Consider the following 20129-nt stretch of genomic DNA (forward strand, 5'->3'; position numbering starts at 1 on the left):
GTGGGCACTCACTAAGCATCCTGTTGCTCGCTCATAAAGTCAGCCATACGCTGTTGCAGTTGCTCTGGACTGAGGTCCTCTTGATGGGTAGCAATGGTCCAAATATGGCCAAAGGGATCTTCCAAGGTTCCTGCTCTGTCGCCATAAAATTGATCGTGCACAGGACGCAGCTCTTTTGCACCTGCGTCAATAGCGCGGGCAAACGTGGTATCAACATCCTCCACATACAACATCATACTCACGGGAGTACCACCGAGTTGGTAAGGACTAACAAAATGTTCATCGGGGCAGGCATCAGCCACCATCAAGTATGAATCACCTATTTTAAGCTCACCGTGAGCAATGCCGCCATCAGGCAACGGCATTTGCATTACGATTTCTGCGGCAAATACGTGTTGATAAAACGCCATCGCTTTCGCCGCACCATCAATAATTAAATAGGCAGTAAGCGAGTGAAACCCTTTGGGCTTGGCAGACACACTCATATGACCTCCAGTTATTTTAATCGCTCAGCTTTAGCTTAGTTGAAGAGCCTATACAAACACAGACTGCAACCAAGTTAAAACAAATTAAGGTACAAATGTTATGTGCTGTAATTGTTATTTAAATGTTAACTAACTACATTAAATTTAGATGTTGAACCTATTATGGGGAGACCATCTATCGTGTTCTTTTACACCCACTGTTCTTTTATGGCCAACACCATTATTGGGTGCCTAAGGTAAAACAGGCCTGCTTTAAAAGGATTCTTTGTAGCAAGGAGATTATTGATGAAAACACCTGCCGCACTTGCGCTGCTAAGTAGCTCGCTGCTGACATTTAGCAGTCCCAACTCTGTTGCCGCCAGTTCCGACGACTTTAATGACCAACACTGCCAAGCGCCACAGAGTTGGCAAAGCTTTAAAAGTATCACTATGCCTGATGGCAATGACTTTAACTCGTCTTCAAACTGCGAGTTCCACGCCTGGTCATGGCAGATGTTTATGTGGCTAATGCAAGAAGATCCACATAATACTGGACAACCACGCTTCCTTGGGTTTGAGACTCCTTATGATTTACTGGGTGTAGAAAACCGTGAAAGTTTACTGCCAAGAATGGCAAAGTCGAGCGATGCCAAAGCACTTGATGAGTATCTGCAAGCAGGCACTGAGGGATTACTCGTCGACAGACAAGGCAAACCTGTTTACTACTCTCAATACTTAAACCCTGAATTTGTCGATTTTGTCAGCGAGCATGATCTGACTAACTATAAAAGTGTACAGAAGATTGATCCATCTCTGAGCTTCGATATTAATGTTGCTGAGTTTAAAGCTTCTTGGAAAATCGTTGATGCGACCACCGCCAACAGTGGCCAGTATTTTGTTACCCGCCAACCGGTTTATAAGTTGGTAAATAAGGGTGGTCAAATAGTGGTGGATATAACGCAACAAAGCAACGAGTACTTGGCTCTGGTAGGGTTTCATATTGCAGGCGTGGTCAAAGGGCACCCGGAGATGATCTGGGCCACTTTCGAGCATAAAGACAACGCTCCCAATGTGTGCTCTAAGCCACAGAACAGTTATGACGATCCCTGCCCAGTAGTACAAAACATCGACCCCAATCAGATTGTTTCAGAGCGGGACTGGACGTTTTACAGTGCCAATACTAAGTACAAAGAGTGTAATTTAAACTACAGTGTTTCGGGCCGGCTCACACTTGACGAAAAAAGCCAAACACTTAGCCCTAGTACCCAAGTTTGTCGCCGTTATGCCTGGGGTAATGACGCCACCCAAGCCACCTTCAAAGCGCCAACTAATATTCGAGTAGTACAACAACTGAACCACAGTGTCGATGATTTACTGGCTTCCAAGGACTTTGCCCTGCCGCAAGATCGCCAGTGGTTAAAAAATTATTTTGAGGTCTCGGCTATTTGGTTTGCTCAGGCAAATGCTCTTAAACCCGGACAAACACTGGCTACTAACGTCGATGACAAGGGACAGCAATTACTTATTGGCGGTTTACATTTATCAAACGCAACCATAGAGACCTTTACGCAAACACAAAGCACTATGGATAATTGTTTCCGCTGTCATAATAGTTCACAACGCTTTCCCCCGAATGGTTCACATAAACTGTCGCCATTAAAGCCCACCAACCTCAATATCAGCCATGCCTTTATGAATATGTATTTCTGGGATCAGGAAATGAAGCAGTACGTGAAGGAAAACCTAGCCAAAAAGGGAGAGAAATAACATGAGTACTAATACTATTTTTCGCGTTCACCCAGCCATCAACTTTGCTCGCGTTGGCAACAGTGAAGAGTTTTATATCGCTCCGGAGACAGCCGCCGGTGAGCTATTGGACAAATCATCGGGACTATTTGGTGGTTTACCTATTAAATGGGGAAGCGAAGCGACCCCTATCACTGCCGATGACTTTCGCGACCAGCAACAACGGGTAAAACGTCAAGCCGCACGCTTTCGTATCTACGCGTACGATGAACCACAAAGTAGCTACCCAAGTAATGACAAAGGCCGGGAAATAACCCTTGGCGATACCATCAATGGCAAGACCGTCAGCGATATTATTTGGCAAGTGCATGTAGCCAATAAAAAGAACAATAACTTTACAATTGCCGATAGTGAAGGCAATGAAGAGGGCATAAATAGCTACACTCATGGACAAACTCCGCCGTTGCGTAACCCCACTTATGGTCTTGACCCAAACATGCCAGAGCGCCTATTACAATTAGTCATAGACCCTGGCCCTCGTTGCATTCGTGCCAGTGATAGCAATACGGTGGTGCATTTTGATGCTCACACTACTGCCTCTTATATTGATCAACAGGGGCAAATTCAGCAACAGCCAAACTACCCCACTAGTTTCCCGAGCGATCATTTTGACAATCTCAATCCCAGTTCCGGTGACATTACCACCCTAGGTGAGCTGCGAGTCGAGTCTAATACTGGGCGTTTAGTCGTTACTGGGGGGTACGGTAATGCTTTTGCTTTTAAAAAAGGTAACTATGGCGCAGGTGCGCATATGAGTGAAGCGCAAAAGCGAAAGGTTGAGCTCAATGGCGCTATTGATAATGATGGGTGGTTCGATGACGTTGCCGATGGCCCAGTGCATGCAACGATTGTGTTCGATGATGGCTCAACAGCTCAAGTTGTCGCCGGTTGGTTTGTATCGACCGATCCCGCCTATGCTCCGCAAACGCGAAACATTGTCTCAACGTGGGATGATATTTTTAATACCTGGGTGGAGCATCTCAACCTTATTCCTGACCTCTATAGCGAAGGCCAGTATAACAGCAACTACAAAGCCTCTTTTAATGGCGATGTTTTACCTATATTGCATGGTGCGTTTTTACAACGCTGGAATACCAATCTACCGAATAAGGGAATACAAGGGCACAACTTTATCGCTAAAATTAAACCTTCCGACAACCCTAAAGAGTTCATCAAAGACTTCAATGGCTTGATACGCAACCCTAACTTGCCTGCTGATGATAGCGAACGCACGAAAATGCCATTGTCGCTGGGCGATGCAACGAAGAGCTTTTTATCGTTATCTACCACCCAGTACTTCCTTATGAAACAGTGGTACGAAGGTCACAGTGAAGAACAAGCACCCAACCTAGGTGAGGGCGAAAAGCTTGATAAAGTAGTTCTAGAAAACTGCTTGGGAGGACGCTATTCGCCAGGCATTGAGCTGACCTTCATTGTGCGTGATACACACCTTTACAAAGTAGACAATAGCAATGGTGTAGCCACGATTCCCGCCACACAAGGACCATTTAGGATAAACGAGCAGCCATTGGATTATAGCCATGCGAGTAAAGCACAGCCGTTCCTAAGTTTTGGCTATATACCCAATAACAGTGCCAAAGTAACCCCCGGTGATTTAAGTAAGTTTATGGCACAACCTTGGCATACCGATTATAACAGTTGTGCCGTGCATGAACCTGATCCCGTGCCCCCTGCAAGTAACACCTTGTATTGGTCTTGGCCTGCCCAACGCCCGGTTCAAGTGCACCCTGCAAATTTGTGTACATTTAACGAACAACAAGGCACTTGGAACCTTGGCGGACAACTCTTTAGTATTCGCGGTGATGCTGATGGTGAGGACAACTTAACCTACTCAGATTACCCGCAAAATGTAGGCCGGTACCGTCAATACCTCGATTACTTGGCTAATTGGCATAAAACCGGATTTATTATTCAAGGTCACCAAGTAAGTGCTCCAAAAGGTGATAACTATGGTAGCGACAAGTTCGTTGAAGTAAAGAGCTTGTATCAGTCGAATGGGCAGTTGGTACAGCCTTGGCCAACTTCAGTGATCCCAGAGCCAACTAGTAAATAACGCTTGATAGCCGGTTCTTTTGGGACCGGCTAAGGATTAACTATGACTGACGATGTCTTGATCATTGGTGCTGGGCCTGCTGGGATTGCCACTGCAATCGCAATCAAAAAGCAGGCACCACATTTGACTGTTACACTCGTTGATGCCGCAACTAGTGCCAAAGCAAAGCTTGGTGAAACTATTCCACCAGCTGCTAACGAGGTGCTTAGGCGAATACTTGGCGAGCATTCAGAGGAGCTTTTATCTAAGCACCTCATTTGCTCAGGGTCGATTTCGCGATGGCATAATGAACAAGTTGGCTTTAATGACTTTTTCTTTACCCTGACAGGCCAAGGATATCATTTAGATCGACAGCTTTTTGAACATGACCTAAGTACTTATGCCTGCCAACTGGGTGTGACATTATTACGTGGTGCAAAAGTTAACGCTATCGCTGCAAGTACCACTGGCTTTCGGTTGTCTGTAAACTTTGGGAGTGACAAGAAAATATACCATGCCCGCTTTGTGGTGGATGCGAGCGCTCAGCAGCGCCGCCTGACCCGTACTTTAGGAGTTGCAGAAAACACCTTCGATGAAGTGCTCTATCTCAGTGCGCTTGTCTCAGTTAAGCAATCGCCTTCATGCAGTGAGCGTACTGTGGTTGAGGCACAGCCTTATGGATGGTGGTATGGCGCGGCCTTACCTGGTAAGCAGTTGATGCTAATGTTATGTACCGACCGCGATAATGTTGCTCAATATGGTCTTGATAACAGTTACGAATTTTTATGTCGGGCCTGCGAAAACGGATTATTTCAGTATGGGTTTAACCACTTACGTAATTACAGCGCTAATGAGATACATATAACAAAGCGGCGCGTAAGCTCAGGTATTCTTAGTAAGGTTATTGGTAACAACTGGCTGGCAGTAGGCGATAGCGCAAGTAACTACGATCCCATCTCCTCTGCCGGTATTACCAAAGCGCTCATACATGGTGAACTCGCAGGTAAAGCCATTGCTGAGTGTTTCCAATATGGCAGTGAAGAGGCTTTACTGGCTTATGAGCAGCGTGTTTTTGCCGATTTTAATCAATATATAGCTCTTCATGCACAGCATTACGGTTGCAATCAACGCTTTGCTGACGCCTCATTTTGGCAAGCACGACGGGCCGTAACACAGGCTTAGTAACACATAGGTTATATAAACTTACCCATTATTAAGTCGGTTTGCTGGGCTCTGCCCTGTTAGCGCTATGAAGAGTGCTGCTAAGTAGAGCGATGAGCGCGGCAATACCGGCAAGCACCGCATATCCACAAAATAAAGTAAATACACCCACATAGTTAGCAGCGATACTCGCAACTAAAGCAGGCAACACCGCCCCCAAATACGAGACCATGTAAACACTTGCCAGCATCCCTGCGCGATGTTCTCGGCTAATATCCGCCATCAACACAGACATTCCCGCGCTACTGGCAACCCCTTGCGCAATCCCCACACTCAAGCTCGCAGCCAAAAAGACTTCGAGCCAACCGAAATAGAGCGCACAGGCAATAACCATAAGGGCCGTTACTAAAATCAACATCGCCACCCCAATCGCGCGCTGGGCAAAGAACCTGCCCGCGAGCGCCCCACCCAAGGGGGTGAGCACCATCACTGAGGAAAAGGCCAACGCACTGATAAGGGCATTATCACTACCCAGCGCAGTGGCGACAATTTCCGGCCCAAACGCTTGGTAGAACCCACCAATAGACCAAGTAGCCACCACCACAGCTGACAAAGTGACAAACGGCCTCAATGCTGCTTTGGGCATGTAGAAATCAGGCTTTAGTGCTGAGCGCACATTGCCTTTACGCTGCACCGTTTCCTCGCATTGAAGCAGTAGTCCAAGTAGCATCACCGCCACAGTGGCTATCAAGATGTAAATGAGTAATTTTGGCGCCGGTGCATAGTTCACGAGTAAGGCACAGCTTACCGCTCCCAAAGGGATACCGATCATGGGTGCACAACTGGTGATCAGTGCCACCCATGATTTACGTCTATAGCTTCCCAAATCGGTGACATAAGCACCTACGGAACTTGCAGCCACACCGCACGCAAATCCCTGTAAGGCTCGTGCAATGAGCAGCGCAAGCGAGGTTTGCATGGCAATCATGGTGACACAAGAAAGTAAGACACACAGTAACGCCGCCACGGCCATAGGCTTGCGACCGAGATGGTTTGATAACCTTCCAAATACCAATAAAGCCAGTGCAGCAGCAATAAAGTAGGCTAGTGAAACCCAACCTAAGTCGCTGTGCGAAAGGCCATCTTGCGCACGATATACATTAAAGAGTGAAATCGGCGCGCCGGCGCAAGCAAACACCAAAATTTGTATACTCGCGGCGACAAAAAACGCCTGGTGCTTCGCTATCATCGCTTATTGCGCTCGAATACACACAGTATCACCATCAATTGCTAATAGTGCACTGAGATCCCCTGTTAACGCGCCTAGCTTTACCAACCCTTTGGCGTAAGCGCAGTGGCGATAAAAAATCGCCAAGTTCCCCCAAGGAGCATAGTAAGCGATATCTCCAGGCTCACCTACACAGCCCGCTGCGGCTTCGGATAAGCTCAACTCCTTCGGTAAATTGGCAATTTTCTCCGCTTGAGCAAAATCACTGAGCAACACCTGCAAAGGCAATAGAGCATAGAAATCGCGTGCGGCAGGGGTATCCAGCAGGGTGCCAGTCAATGCTGTCTCGCCTATAGTTAAACTAATATGCATAAGCCCGCTTACCTAAGGCTGATACTGCTTATCGGTCACGGCTTCCATCCAAGTCACGACACTGCCTTGGTGCGACTCTTGAATAGCCATATGTGTCATTGCCGTGCGCGCAGTCGCACCATGCCAATGTTTCACATTCGCAGGAATGTGGACGACATCACCAGGCTCTATCACTAAACGCCGACCCTGCCACTGCTGTACCCACCCCTGACCCGAGGTAACAATTAAGGTTTGCCCTCGCGGGTGACTATGCCAGTGTGTGCGACTGCCGGGCTCGAACGTCACATTCGCACCGCCGGCACGGGTCTGTGGTTGCGGCTGAAATAGGGGTTCCACGCGCACCGCACCGCTAAAGTATTGCCCAAGCCCCTGCAGAGGTAACTGGCTACCGTTAACTTGTACACTGATTTGCGCCTCAGGAGCGCTTTGTGCCATGGCCTGAGTCGCCATTGTCAGGCCAATAATTAACATCAACGTCGGAATAATCGCTTTCATAGGTCATCTCCTCAGATTAAGTAGGTGTAATCAACAGCTGTGATTTGCGCTGTCGATTGCATCTATTTTTTCTGAGTTCAGCCTATCTCGGTAGTATATTATTCCGCTTTACTTGCCTATAACTCTGAGTGTACAGAACAATTTCTAGGCAAGCTTTATTCTGTGCATTACACTCACAGTTACCCACCCCATCGCCGTAGACAAGACTATGAACACAGAGCAAAACCGTATCAGTGCCATCAGCAAAGAGTTGGCTGCAATGATCGAACGCCACAATCGGGGCCAAGCGATGCAAGAAACAGCGATTGAGGGGTTGGCATTTTATCGCCAAATAGAGCCCGCCGATTCGTGTTCATTGTGTGTGGTTGAACCAAGCATTGCTCTGGTGGTGCAAGGTGCGAAAAGCATGACCCTAGGGGACCAAGAGTTTCGTTACGACCCTTACCACTTTCTCATTACATCACTGGATTTACCGGCAAGAATGCAAGTGTTGGAGGCGAACGACCAAGCACCGTATCTAGGCCTTGTTCTTAAGTTTGATTTGGCGGTGATGAGCGAGCTAATCGTTCAAGCGCCACTGCAAAAAGCCCCCCCCAGCGAACATGACAAGGGCATGGTACTGGGGACTATGACCACGACCTTACTCGGTGCTTGCCAGCGTTTAGTTGCACTGCTCGATGAACCCGATTCACAGGCGGTACTGGCGCCGCTTATCAAGCGTGAGATTTTCTGGCGGGTGCTGATCAGTGAGCAAGGGGCACGGTTACGCCAAGTAGTCTCTGCTGGCAGCCAGGGGCTGCGAGTAGCACGTGCCATCGAGTGGCTGAAAACACACTACCAAGAACACCAAAGTGTTGATGAGCTGGCCGACATGGCGCAAATGAGCAAGTCCACCTTCCATCATCATTTTCGCCAACTCACCGCCATGAGCCCATTGCAATATCAAAAGCGCTTGCGCTTGCTTGAAGCCCGTAGGCTTATGCTCGGCGAGCAATTCGATGCTTCAAGTGCGGCTTACAAGGTGGGCTACGAAAGCCCATCGCAATTCTCTCGCGAATATTCGCGTTTGTTCGGCACTTCCCCCAAACGCGATATCGCTGCGCAGCGCCAGCAAATTAAAGGTTAACTAAGGTGCTTCACTGGCCTTAACTACAGGCGCCAAATAATGCTCATCGCTCACTGCTTCAAACCATTGCACAGCCTCACCATTCAGCGCCTCTTGCACCGCGATGTGCTGCATCGGTTCACTACTGGTTGCACCATGCCAGTGACGACGACCACAGTTACACCAAATCAAATCACCCGGCCCGATCTGCGTTTTCTCACCCCCTTCACATTGGGTCCAACCGATGCCCTGAGTGACCACCAAAATTTGTCCCAATGGGTGTGAGTGCCAGTGTGTACGTGCGCCAGCAGCAAAATTAACAACCGCAGCACCTAATCGTGATGGTGCCGGGGCGTTAAATAAACTACTAATAGTTACCGAGCCGGTAAAACATTCCGCAGGGCCCGTTATGGGTTCACTCTGGTGCGCCCGGATAACGCTCATATCTTCACTTTTTGACATGGTTTTCTCCCGTTTCTAAAAACACCTAGTAGTGATTACAGTAGCGATGATTTGTGCCTAATAGAATGCCAAAAACAGCAGCATCATTGCCTGATTATAGCTCGCGCTTGAAAACGAAGAATAACGTCTACATTAGCTCTGCAAAGTAACCCGATATTCGATAGTCAGCGGTAACCCTTTTCCTATCACTCATACTTTTAGGCAAGAACCGAACAGCTTTGTGTCTATTTAATAACCAGCCTTTACCTGATAATGAGCTCAGCAACGCAACACATTGTGTGCACTTGGTAATCCTAGTGATCACCAACACTGTGCTGCACAACCGGAGGTTCTGATGAAAGCCACATTTATAAATCCATTCACTAGCGTGCTTATCTGCTCGGCCCTATGGGCAAGTGCAACCCTAGCTGCAAATAATGCCCATACTGCACAGGTGAGTCACGGAGCCAATAACTTCTATCAAAGCGAGCGTATCTCTATGCAAAAAGTTACATTCAACAATCAATATCACATGCAGGTTACTGGTAATTTATACCTGCCCGAAAACATGCAGGCGGATGAGCGCAAACCAGCAATTATCGTGGGTCACCCAATGGGAGCGGTGAAAGAACAAAGTGCCGTACTCTATGCACAAAAGCTTGCGGAAATGGGTTTTGTCACACTGGCCATTGATCTGTCATTTTGGGGTGAAAGCGAAGGCAACCCGCGCAATGCCGTGCTACCAGACATGTATGCCGAAGATTTTAGTGCCGCAGTCGATTACTTAGGCTCCAACGAGCATGTCGATGCCAAACGTATCGGAGTACTGGGCATATGCGGCAGCGGTGGCTTCGCAATCAGTGCTGCGAAAATCGACCCGCGTATGAAAGCCATAGCCACGGTGAGTATGTATAACATGGGGGCATTCACTCGTAACCTTTATAACCAGTCGCAAACGCTGGCTCAGCGTAAGCAAGTGATCGCTCAAGCTGCTGCGCAGCGTGACGTTGAGTTTGCAGGTGGTGAAACTCAATACACCGGCGGCACTCCTCATGAAATCAATGACGATTCACACCCCATAGCTAAAGAGTTTTACGATTTTTACCGCACACCACGCGGCCAATATACGCCTGCGGGCTCCTCACCTGAGCTAACCACGCACCCTACGCTTAGCAGCAATACTAAGTTTATGAATTTTTATCCGTTCAATGACATGGAACTGATCTCGCCGCGCCCGCTACTTTTTATTTCCGGCGACCAAGCGCATTCCATTGAATTTAGCCAAGATGCCTATGCCCGCGCAGCTGAGCCCAAAGAGCTCTACCTAGTTGAAGGCGCCGGCCATGTTGACTTATATGATCGTGTTGAGTTGATCCCATTTGCTAAGCTCGGCGACTTTTTCAACACCCACCTATAATTTGCTGACCTCAGGGCAGTCTATCACTGCCCTATCATTATTTTGGAGGCTTTATGAAAACCACAGGCTATGCTGCAAATTCACATGACACACCATTGGTGCCTTATGAATATAATTGTCGGCAGTTACGAGAGGATGATGTGGCCATCGAGATCCTCTACAGTGGGGTTTGTCACAGTGATTTGCACACCGTAAAAAATGATTGGGGATGGACGCTTTACCCTAGTGTGCCTGGCCATGAGATCGTCGGCCGAGTTATTGCGGTCGGTGCCAAAGTTACAGGTTACAACAAAGGTGATCATGTGGCGGTAGGCTGTATGGTCGATAGCTGCCAACAATGCAGCCAATGTCACGCAGGCGAGGAGCAGTTTTGTGAGCACGGTTTTACCCAAACCTATAATAGCCCAGACCCCCATACTAAAGAGATCACTAAAGGCGGTTATGCAAAGAACATCGTGGTGCGCGAGGAATTTGTACTCGCTGTGCCAGCGGCGCTCGATTTAGCAAAGACCGCACCTTTGCTCTGCGCGGGCATTACCACCTATTCGCCCCTGAGAACATGGAATGTTGGCCCAGGCAGTCATGTCGCTGTCATTGGCATGGGTGGACTCGGTCATATGGCTGTGAAGCTTGCTGTTGCTATGGGAGCACATGTAACAGTTGTCAGTCGCTCTGCACATAAAAAAGCGGATGCCGAAGCCTTGGGCGCCGACGCTTTTTTACTTTCCAATGATGAGCACAGCATGGAGCAGGCCGCCAGCACCTTTGATCTTATCGTTGATACGGTGCCAGTAAAACACGATGTTACGCCCTATGTGCCGCTACTAAAAATAGATGGCACCTTGACCTTAGTCGGGCAAGTAGGCCCGATGGCCGAAATGAACACGGTGCCTTTAGTCATGGGTCGTCGTCGTATTGCCGCATCGCTCATTGGGGGGATTGCTGAAACCCAAGAGATGCTCGATTTTTGCGCGCGAATGAACATTTTGCCGGAAGTGGAAATGATCACCATGGAGCAGATAAATGAGGCGTTTGAACGACTTGAGCGCGCCGATGTGCATTATCGATTTGTCATTGATATGCAAAAATCCACTTTTTAAAGTTCGGTGGGTCAAGTGGCAGCACTTGACCCTCATTATTATCGTCACGAACGTGTTATAATGGCGTTTTGTACTCAATAAGATGAACCTTGCCGTGACTGCATTGCCCTTTTCCTCCACTCCACTGTCCGCTGCGTTGTTAGATAACCTCGCATCATTGGGGTATCACTCGATGACCGATATTCAAGCGCAAACCTTGCCGCTTATTTTGGCCGGCAAAGATGTCATTGGTCAGGGTAAAACTGGTTCAGGTAAAACCGCAGCATTCGCTTTGGGGTTACTGCATAACCTCAATGTACAGCGCTTTCGAGTACAGTCTCTGGTTGTCTGCCCCACTCGTGAGCTGGCCGACCAAGTGGCGGTCGAAATCCGCAAGTTAGCACGCGCAATCCATAATATTAAGGTGTTAACCTTATGTGGTGGTGCGCCAATGGGCCCACAAATTGGGTCGCTGGAGCATGGGGCGCATATTGTTGTCGGTACCCCAGGGCGCATTGAAGAGCACTTGCGTAAGGGCCGCCTCAGTTTAGATGAGGTAAATACCTTTGTGCTTGATGAGGCCGATCGCATGCTGGAAATGGGCTTCGAACAGCCGCTGCAATACATTGTTGACCACTGCCCTGCGGTGCGACAGAGCCTGCTATTTAGCGCCACTTATCCGGCAAAAATAGAACAGCTCGCTCAACATGTTATGCACAATCCGGAAAAAATCACCGTTGAGTCCACCCATGATCATGCCACTATCGAGCAGTATTTCTACGAGGTGGACGACAATGCCATGCGTATGCAAGCAACGCAAAAGCTGTTATTGCACTTTGCTCCCAGTGCAGCGGTTATTTTCTGTAATACTAAGGCACAATGCCAAGAGCTCTGCGATAGCCTGCGCCAGTGTGGCTTTGATTGTGGTGCACTGCATGGCGATTTGGAACAAAAAGACCGTGACCGTACGTTAGTGCGCTTTGCTAACCAAAGCATGAGCGTGCTAGTTGCCACCGATGTCGCCGCTCGCGGCATTGATGTTGACCATGTTGATATGGTCATCAACTATCACATTGCGCACGACCCTGAGGTGCACGTGCATCGTATTGGCCGCACCGGTCGGGCTGGCAATAAAGGGGTTGCATGTTCATTGATGAGCTATAAAGAATCCCACAAGGTCAACGCTTTAGAAGATTATCTAAGTACCACAGTGGAGCCAACAGACTTACCTAACGACAACGTGTTTGGTAATCCCGTTAAACGTGCGCCTATGGTCACAATTCAAATCGATGGTGGTAAAAAGTCTAAGCTGCGCCCCGGTGATATTCTCGGTGCCTTGACGGCAAAGGATGCGGTGAAAGGCGCACAAATAGGTAAAATCAAAGTCACGGCGATCAGCGCTTATGTCGCAGTGGAGCGAAAAGCAGCTAATACCGCCTTGAAGGTGATCAGCGAAGGCAAAATGAAAGGCCGACAATTTCGCGCTCGTAAACTCACTAAGTAACATTCCATTGGCCACACATTGCTGCGGCCTGCTACCCACTTTGTCATTCAGTATCAATACACCTTGCTTTAGTTAGCGTTGCCTGTTCAGGAACTCTTTTTCACCTGCAATGGAGGCCTTCGGTGACATCTGACTACTTTGAGTTTTTAAGCATTATTGGCGTCGCATTTTTTGCCATTTCTGGTACTTTGCTAGGCCATGATAAAAACATCGGCGGTTTTGGTGTCGTCGTTGTTGCTTCAGTCACCGCGCTTGGCGGCGGCAGCCTGCGCGATGTGTTGCTAAATCAACCAGTATTCTGGATAGACAACCCCAACTACCTCTATGCCACCTACAGCGCTATTTTTGTCACGGTGTTGTTTATCCGCCACCTTCCTAATGTATCGAGTTACTACATGCTGTTACTTGACGCCATTGGCATGGCTATTTTCAATATCGTCGGCATTGAGAAGTCGCTACTGCAAGGCACCGATATGATCGTGGCCATCACCATGGGGATGACCACAGGCATATTTGGCGGCTTACTGCGGGATGTGATTTGTGCCGAAGTCCCTCTCGTTATGCGCCAAGAGCTTTACTCTACAGCCTGTCTGTTGGGAGGGCTGACTTATGCAGTGCTATTTCATTTAGATATTGCTTACCTGTGGTGCATTATCGGGTCTGTGTTGGTCACTGTGCTGCTGCGCCTTGGCGCAATTCATTGGGGTTGGCAGCCGAGTATATTCAAAAAAGGCCGAATGCAGTAATGCCAACCATTTTATAATTTGGGGTTTAAATCATATGCTCCGCCCCAAGGTTTTAACTGTACACCTTTTTAAGCCGTGGGTGATGACCTCATCGGCACGGGAAAATAGCAGAACTTTAAGGAGCGCGATATGAAAACCCTGATCATCGGAGCCAGTGGTCAAATCGGCAAAATGACGACCGCGAAACTGTTAGCCCAAGGGCACGAAGTCGTGGCCTTAGTACGCGATAAAAGCAAGCTAAGTGACTTGCCCCAACAAGGGCTAACTATTATTGAGCAAGATTTGGAAAATGATTTTAGCGCTGCCTTTGAAAATTGCACACAAGTGATCTTTGCTGCAGGCTCTGGGGCCAGCACCGGGGCTGATAAAACCTTACTCATTGATTTATGGGCTGCAAAGCGGGCCGTGGATTTTGCGAAAGATCATAAGCTTGCACACTTTATTATGGTGAGCTCAATTGGTGCCGACGCACCTGATAATATTGAAAGCAGCATAAAGCCCTATTTGGTAGCCAAACACATGGCCGATGAGCAACTGATAAACAGTGGCCTTGATTACACCATCGTACGCCCGGGTACTTTGCTCAATGAACCGGCGACCAAAAAATACCGTATCAAGCGCCCAGAGTCGCGCCAAGACGCAGTGATCTCTCGCGAGAACGTGGCAGAGGCGCTGGTGCATATCGCTGGCAAAGACAATAAAACGAGCCAAGTGTTTGAACTGTTTGATGGTCCCGAGCCAATCACTTCACTCATTGATTAAAGCCAATGCGCCTAGCCCCAAGCTGGGCGCTCATTTTTACGCCAATTAAAACAACCAGCTTACCGAGAGTCTCAACGTCCGTGGTTCAATGGGATGAAAGTGAATATCCGCAACACCCTCATCTGCCTCACCCGGCAAGCGAGAACTGTAGTAGTAGTCAATATCATGATCCTGACTGTTAAACATGTTGAGTAGCTCGACATCCACTTTCCAGTGGGTTTGACGATAACTGAGCAACCCATTGACCACACTCAGAGGCTGCGAACGTCGCTCGCCGTCGGCACTGAGTATGCGCTTGCCAATATGACGAAAACGTAACGAGCTCAACCACAACTCATTGATATGCCAATTGACACCAGCACTTGCAACTACGGGTACTGCGCCCTCGACGCGGTCATCCTGAGTGCCATTACGTAAGCGCGAACGCGCGAACGACGCTTCCATATCAACACTAAAGCGCTCATTGAGCCAATAGTAAGCACTCAGCTCCAAACCATAGCGCCGCGAAGCATCACTGGCCTCGGTATTACCGGCATCACCAACAAATAGTAGCTCCGAGTCTAACTCTAACCACCATAGAGCGGTTGAAAAATTAAACTGCTGCTCATCGAAATAGCGCACGCCTATTTCACCTCCTTCGCTGCGTACAAGTAGGTCAACCTGCTCTGTCGCCTCGAGGGTGATAGGGTCCAAATTTATCGTTGCTCCGCGAGCATCATTGGAATGAAACCCTTGAGCAAAATTAAAATAGCCGGCCCATTGCGGCGTAAAGAGGTAGTTTATGTTCGCCTTCACGCTGAATAAGTCATCGCTGGCATCGCCGGAGTTACTTGGGTTATCGCTTCGCACATTGGCTTCTAGATAGTCATAACGCAGACCTAGATTAGCTTCGAGCTGTGAGCTAATGGTTATCTGCGAATGCCAATAAGCACTGTAACTACGCTCATCAATACTGTCTTCACGCACAGTACTTAAACGCTGACGCGCACGTGTATTATACAGCCCCACTTCACCGACATTATCATTACGCAGAGTGATCCCTACGCGGTGCTCGATGGGCCAGGGCGTCTGTTGTGAAAAGGTATACCCTAGCGCTGCACCGCTGATCACCCGCTCATCATATTGCTGAAATTGATCGCCATTGATGGGGTCGTTGAGAAAGTAAGTAAAATTCGAAAACAAATCCAATTTATAGTCAATAAGATAGGCACTCGCGCTAAGGCGTTGCCCTTGCCAATTGGCCGATACACTGTAGCGACTGGAGTATCCCCCTAAGGTTTTATCTAAAGAACCTAACTCTGTTATTATTCCTTGGCGTACCGCGCGACGTGGTATTTGGTCGGCGGCATTCCAGCGATTGTCGTAGGCCATTGCCGTTATAGACATATCGCCGTCCCAAGCGCGGCCTACATAACGTAGCAACGCATTTTTCTTGCTGATATCTTCATTGATATCTTGCCAAGGGCCGTCATAACCTTGCCATTGTGCAGCGCCAATAACCTTGCCTTGCCCCGCTGCAACACTCGCCATCGCAACCGCTCGAGTATAGTTATCCTCACCAATACTCAACGTTAACTGCTGATGTGTGGGGTTATCAGCAAGGTGAAAGTAGGCACTGCCGGCGCTGGAGAAATCTCCTTGCTCTGCGTGATAACTGCCCTTTTGATAGGTGATGGTGGCAATCGTTTCAGGAATAATAAAATTGAGATCGGTATAGCCTTGACCGTGCCCATGACTGCGCATATTAATGGGCATGCCATCGATATAGGTCGCAAAATCGGTGCCGTGATCTAAGTTAAAACCACGAATAAAATACTGATTCGCTTTACCCGAGCCACTGTGTTGTGTCACGGCCATACCCGGAATAAGCTCTAGCATTTCTGCGCTACGCAACATGGCTCGGCTATCAATTTCACCCTGACCTATCACGCCACTTGATGCGCTAATCGACTCACCAATAAGGCCACTGCGGTGCCCATACACGGTGATCGTTTCTACATTAGCCGACAACGGATGAGCCGTAATCGCCCCGAGAGAAAGTAGTAATGTGTTAAACCTCATGGCTTGTTCCTTGTTACCAGTTAATATCAAAGGTGATAACGGACAAGCACTGATTTTGGATGCAAAAAAGGAAAGTTATTTAGAAACGATAGCCCACACTGTCAGTGTCACTGATAATGCAGGGGTATGCGAAAATGATAACTGCCAGGCGTGTGGCTAACAATAACCGCCTGCAAACTGCGCAGAGCGAGGGGTGTGTAAAGTAAAATTCAGGCAAGCTCACAACGGCCTGCCCAACTGATTAACGGTAGAAGACCTCAACCGTTCCTTTGCTTTTAATCAACAGAGGCTGACCGCGACGGTCGCGGGCTTTCGGATGGGCTACTTTAATCCAGCCTTCACTGATGCAGTACTCTTCTACATCATTACGCTCTTTATCATTGAAACGCACGCCAATGTCGTGTTTTAGCACTTCTTCATTGTAATGCGGGCTGCGTGGGTTAATCGAAAGCATATTGGGAATATCAGGTTTGCTGTTGTCGGTCATGATGACGTATCTCTACAAATAAACGTGGGCGCTATTGTAGGTAATCCCACCCTTAGGCTCAATTATTAAAGTTGCTGATAGGAAAATAATCTCGCCTATATTGCTTTCGTTGGCAATGTACTGCAAACAAGTGTGCTTAGCCCCATCGCCAATAGAGCTGAATTATTTGCGCTCAGCTCTCAGACGTAGGATAGTGATATGCGGTTTTAATGCTGTAACTACATAGGATAATCATGTTCAAACTATTGCTAGCTTCGAGTTTAGTCTTTTCTTGTGCCACCGCTTTGGCCGCCACCCTTACGGTGGAAGAGCAGCGTCTACCCGCAGCTGCTGAAGCAATGCCCAACGTAACCAGCGCCTTTGCCAGTGATGTAAGCGCGTTTGCACAACAGTGGCAAGAACTAAAGAGCTTCGAACGTGCTCAGGATGTGGTTTATGATTACGCCAACCAGTTGTGGCGCAACGCCAAACAGCGTATCACTACGAAAAAAGATTACGATGACCGTGCATTGTATTGGGCTCGGTTACAGTCGAGTAAGGTTATTCGTGCCACTAACCCACACTTTGCGCTCAGCGATGCGCAGCGTCAAAGCTTACTCAACACCCTAGAGCGAGGCAGCCGAGGACAATACGACTTAGCGTACAGCCAGGGCACTGAGAAAAAGATTCTGATCACCGGCTTTGACCCTTTTTTGCTTGATGAACACATTGACCAAAGTAATCCTTCAGGGGTCGCTGCATTGTTATTAGATGGGCAGGTAATCAGCCACAAGGGTATACGCACAGAAATTAACACCGTGATGATCCCGGTGCGCTATAAAGACTTTGATGAGGGCCTGATTGAAGCATTGCTAGCGCCCTACTACGCGCTCAACAACGTTGATATGGTCGTCACTATCAGTATGGGCCGAGAGCACTTTGATTTAGAGCGCTTTCCAGGTAAGCGCCGCAGCGTGACCGCTCCCGATAACGCCAATATAGTTTATGGTGGCACGCAAACCGCACCGAAAATATCCAGCCTTAATGGCCGCCCTCTTCCCGGTGCAGAGTTTGTTGAATTCAGTTTGCCAGTCGCGCACATGCAAAAAGCGCAAGGCCCCTATGAAATCAATGATAATCATGAAGTAACCACTCTAGAGAAGACATTTAAGCCTAGTTCGTTGGCCGAGCTGGAAGGTGCAATCGCGGTCAATGGCAGTGGCGGTGGCTACTTATCGAATGAAATCTCTTACCGCAGTATTCGCTTGCGCAACGAGCTTAATTCAGATGTACCTACAGGACATATTCACACCCCTCGCATTGCGCAGTTTGAGCCACAAACGGAAGCGAAAATCGTAGCGCAAATTAAAGCCATGCTAAAGCAAAGCTTAACAGCGCTATAACTGTGAAGTGAGGCTGCCTAGCTAAGCAGCCTCTGACCTCAGCGCGCCTTTAATGACGCTGTTGCGGTGCATTACGCACTAAATCTTTACCATTATCGTACACCTCTTGAGTGACCCAGCGCCCAAGTAGTAGCTGGTGATTGTCATCGAGTACCGCAATAAAAGGTCGGCCATCGGCATTGTTAGTCGCCAGGGCAATGCCAGCCGCATTGTCTAAGCCTAATTTGCCGCTTTCCACCGAGCGCAGAAACGCTTCTAATTCCTCTAGCGTATCAATAATGTCATTATCGTTTATCATTTTAGGTTCTCAATTACCGCTTAAAGCGCAAAGGGTAGCAACTCTTGCTCGACAGATAAACATAGCTGTGCCATGTTGCATCAGAACTCAACAAGTTAAGTCTGTTGGTTCTATCAATCCGAATCTGGGCGATAATCACGAATAAAACGCAACTGGAATTCGGTGTTATCAAAGTCTGCGCACATGACATCGAACCCATAATGCAACACGGTATCAATATCAGCGCCAATAGCGCCTTCTTGCGTCAGCGAAGCCATCGCTGTGAGTAGCTCTTTGGCTCGAGTTTCATGACCCCCACACCCGTAGTCAACCACTGAGTAAAATTTTGCGTAGTTATCGCCCAAGCTTACAGCCTGTTGGAGATACTCACCTCGTTTGGCTCCCTCACTCGTGCGAGCCAAGATAAACGCAGCGCGAGGCTGCTGACGATAGCGGAGCAAATAACGCAGGATCGTTTGCGCTTTAAACGGTGAGTGGGGATAGGCGCCGCGCATTTGCCCTTGAGGGCGCATATCACGACCAGTGTAATAACTGTAAGCGTAATAAAAAGCCTGCTCGGTAGATAAACCCTGCAATGCCTGTGGTGTCACATCTATGCTTTTTTCACGATGCTGCGTTAATTGTTGCTGATAGTCCTGCGCCCACTGCTGCTGAAGCCTCGCCCCATGAACAACATGAATCGCTAGCGCAGTTGCGACACAACAAAAGGAAGCGCCAAGCAGTAGCACTGGAAACGCAACATAACTACGATTCTTTAGCTGTTGGCGACTAGCGTGTGGCTGCTGTTCACTGAGCAAGTAAAAAGCACGATTGTCTGTCAACGGCACACTTCTGCGAGCAAAAAAAGCAGCAGCCCACGCACCACTGACATACAATGCCAGCAAAATAATTCCCCAAATTGTGCCTGAAAGGACAATACCGATATTGATGGCAACGCCCACGACTATTATGTGCGCCAACAAAGCGAGCACGGCAAAACACCGCATAAAGCCCTTGCCATGATAACGCACAGCAACGCCTAACAGAGCACCGCTGACAAATAACATCAAAGGAGATGCCTTAGGCAACACAGCAAACGTTCCATACCACAGCAGCAAAATAGGTACACACCACATGCTTGTGTACAAGGCGGCTTTTACTGCATGTTGGTTATTGAGTTGCGTGTGCACTCGCTTTGCCATGCTCGGCTCTAGATTCATGATAATGTGCCCGGCTTCAGAATATAAATAATGGCTGACTGTACCAAAGAACTATACCCAGTGCCGTAT

General features: G+C 48.3%; 19 protein-coding genes. 10 read left to right on the top strand and 9 right to left on the bottom strand.

Annotated features, from left to right (window positions below; all coding sequences use genetic code 11):
- Positions 1-11 precede the first annotated feature (11 nt).
- Complete coding sequence (locus tag MHM95_RS12060) at positions 12-485, bottom strand: VOC family protein (protein WP_239385377.1); 474 nt, start codon at positions 483-485, stop codon at positions 12-14.
- A 285-nt stretch (positions 486-770) separates the two neighbouring features.
- Here MHM95_RS12060 and MHM95_RS12065 point away from each other — a divergent pair, with 285 nt between their 5' ends.
- The 3 genes from MHM95_RS12065 to MHM95_RS12075 are packed head-to-tail and all read left to right on the top strand — an operon-like array spanning position 771 to position 5505.
- Positions 771-2231: a hypothetical protein gene (locus MHM95_RS12065; RefSeq protein WP_239385378.1), complete on the top strand. Its 1461-nt coding sequence runs from the start codon at positions 771-773 to the stop codon at positions 2229-2231.
- Between the two features lies 1 nt (position 2232).
- Positions 2233-4344 (top strand): LodA/GoxA family CTQ-dependent oxidase, encoded by a 2112-nt coding sequence (locus MHM95_RS12070; RefSeq protein WP_239385379.1) that lies wholly within the window; start codon positions 2233-2235, stop codon positions 4342-4344.
- Between the two features lie 42 nt (positions 4345-4386).
- Positions 4387-5505, top strand: a complete 1119-nt coding sequence (locus MHM95_RS12075) for a tryptophan 7-halogenase (RefSeq protein ID WP_239385380.1) — start codon at positions 4387-4389, stop codon at positions 5503-5505.
- A gap of 31 nt (positions 5506-5536) precedes the next feature.
- On the opposite strand, the gene MHM95_RS12080 is transcribed toward MHM95_RS12075, so the two are convergent.
- Genes MHM95_RS12080 through MHM95_RS12090 form a run of 3 tightly spaced genes read right to left on the bottom strand, consistent with a single transcriptional unit; the run spans position 5537 to position 7579 of the window.
- Positions 5537-6733 carry an MFS transporter gene (locus MHM95_RS12080; RefSeq protein WP_239385381.1) on the bottom strand — a complete coding sequence of 399 codons (1197 nt, stop codon included), beginning with the start codon at positions 6731-6733 and terminating at the stop codon, positions 5537-5539.
- Between the two features lie 3 nt (positions 6734-6736).
- Positions 6737-7084 carry a cyclophilin-like fold protein gene (locus tag MHM95_RS12085; protein WP_239385382.1) on the bottom strand — a complete coding sequence of 116 codons (348 nt, stop codon included), beginning with the start codon at positions 7082-7084 and terminating at the stop codon, positions 6737-6739.
- A gap of 12 nt (positions 7085-7096) precedes the next feature.
- Entirely contained in the window at positions 7097-7579 is a 483-nt protein-coding gene (locus tag MHM95_RS12090) for a cupin domain-containing protein (protein ID WP_239385383.1), read from the bottom strand.
- 208 nt (positions 7580-7787) lie between these two features.
- Here MHM95_RS12090 and MHM95_RS12095 point away from each other — a divergent pair, with 208 nt between their 5' ends.
- Positions 7788-8705 carry an AraC family transcriptional regulator gene (locus MHM95_RS12095; RefSeq protein WP_239385384.1) on the top strand — a complete coding sequence of 306 codons (918 nt, stop codon included), beginning with the start codon at positions 7788-7790 and terminating at the stop codon, positions 8703-8705.
- On the opposite strand, the gene MHM95_RS12100 is transcribed toward MHM95_RS12095, so the two are convergent.
- Positions 8706-9146 (bottom strand): cupin domain-containing protein, encoded by a 441-nt coding sequence (locus MHM95_RS12100; RefSeq protein ID WP_022945326.1) that lies wholly within the window; start codon positions 9144-9146, stop codon positions 8706-8708.
- Positions 9147-9480: 334 nt separating this feature from the next.
- Here MHM95_RS12100 and MHM95_RS12105 point away from each other — a divergent pair, with 334 nt between their 5' ends.
- From MHM95_RS12105 to MHM95_RS12125, 5 genes are all read left to right on the top strand, one after another.
- Positions 9481-10542 (top strand): alpha/beta hydrolase, encoded by a 1062-nt coding sequence (locus MHM95_RS12105; protein ID WP_022945327.1) that lies wholly within the window; start codon positions 9481-9483, stop codon positions 10540-10542.
- Positions 10543-10595: 53 nt separating this feature from the next.
- The gene (locus MHM95_RS12110) at positions 10596-11642 is read left to right on the top strand and encodes an NAD(P)-dependent alcohol dehydrogenase (RefSeq protein WP_239385385.1); all 1047 of its coding nucleotides are present in this window, start codon (positions 10596-10598) and stop codon (positions 11640-11642) included.
- Between the two features lie 82 nt (positions 11643-11724).
- Positions 11725-13125, top strand: a complete 1401-nt coding sequence (gene dbpA / locus MHM95_RS12115) for an ATP-dependent RNA helicase DbpA (protein ID WP_239385386.1) — start codon at positions 11725-11727, stop codon at positions 13123-13125.
- A 122-nt stretch (positions 13126-13247) separates the two neighbouring features.
- Positions 13248-13871: a trimeric intracellular cation channel family protein gene (locus MHM95_RS12120; protein ID WP_022945330.1), complete on the top strand. Its 624-nt coding sequence runs from the start codon at positions 13248-13250 to the stop codon at positions 13869-13871.
- A gap of 129 nt (positions 13872-14000) precedes the next feature.
- Entirely contained in the window at positions 14001-14633 is a 633-nt protein-coding gene (locus MHM95_RS12125) for an SDR family oxidoreductase (protein ID WP_239385387.1), read from the top strand.
- Between the two features lie 45 nt (positions 14634-14678).
- On the opposite strand, the gene MHM95_RS12130 is transcribed toward MHM95_RS12125, so the two are convergent.
- Positions 14679-16694: a TonB-dependent receptor gene (locus MHM95_RS12130; RefSeq protein ID WP_239385388.1), complete on the bottom strand. Its 2016-nt coding sequence runs from the start codon at positions 16692-16694 to the stop codon at positions 14679-14681.
- A gap of 241 nt (positions 16695-16935) precedes the next feature.
- Positions 16936-17181: a DUF3297 family protein gene (locus MHM95_RS12135; RefSeq protein ID WP_022945333.1), complete on the bottom strand. Its 246-nt coding sequence runs from the start codon at positions 17179-17181 to the stop codon at positions 16936-16938.
- A 233-nt stretch (positions 17182-17414) separates the two neighbouring features.
- Between MHM95_RS12135 and MHM95_RS12140 the strand changes: the two genes are divergently transcribed.
- Complete coding sequence (locus MHM95_RS12140) at positions 17415-18563, top strand: hypothetical protein (RefSeq protein WP_239385389.1); 1149 nt, start codon at positions 17415-17417, stop codon at positions 18561-18563.
- Positions 18564-18612: 49 nt separating this feature from the next.
- Here MHM95_RS12140 and MHM95_RS12145 read toward each other — a convergent pair whose 3' ends face one another.
- Together MHM95_RS12145 and MHM95_RS12150 are read right to left on the bottom strand one after the other, a co-directional pair.
- The gene (locus tag MHM95_RS12145; protein ID WP_022945335.1) at positions 18613-18861 is read right to left on the bottom strand and encodes a hypothetical protein; all 249 of its coding nucleotides are present in this window, start codon (positions 18859-18861) and stop codon (positions 18613-18615) included.
- A gap of 113 nt (positions 18862-18974) precedes the next feature.
- The gene (locus MHM95_RS12150; protein WP_239385390.1) at positions 18975-20060 is read right to left on the bottom strand and encodes a hypothetical protein; all 1086 of its coding nucleotides are present in this window, start codon (positions 20058-20060) and stop codon (positions 18975-18977) included.
- Positions 20061-20129: the final 69 nt, after the last annotated feature.

The sequence above is a fragment of the Pseudoalteromonas sp. CnMc7-15 genome, from assembly GCF_022347925.1.
GTDB classification, from domain to species: Bacteria; Pseudomonadota; Gammaproteobacteria; order Enterobacterales; family Alteromonadaceae; genus Pseudoalteromonas; species Pseudoalteromonas ruthenica.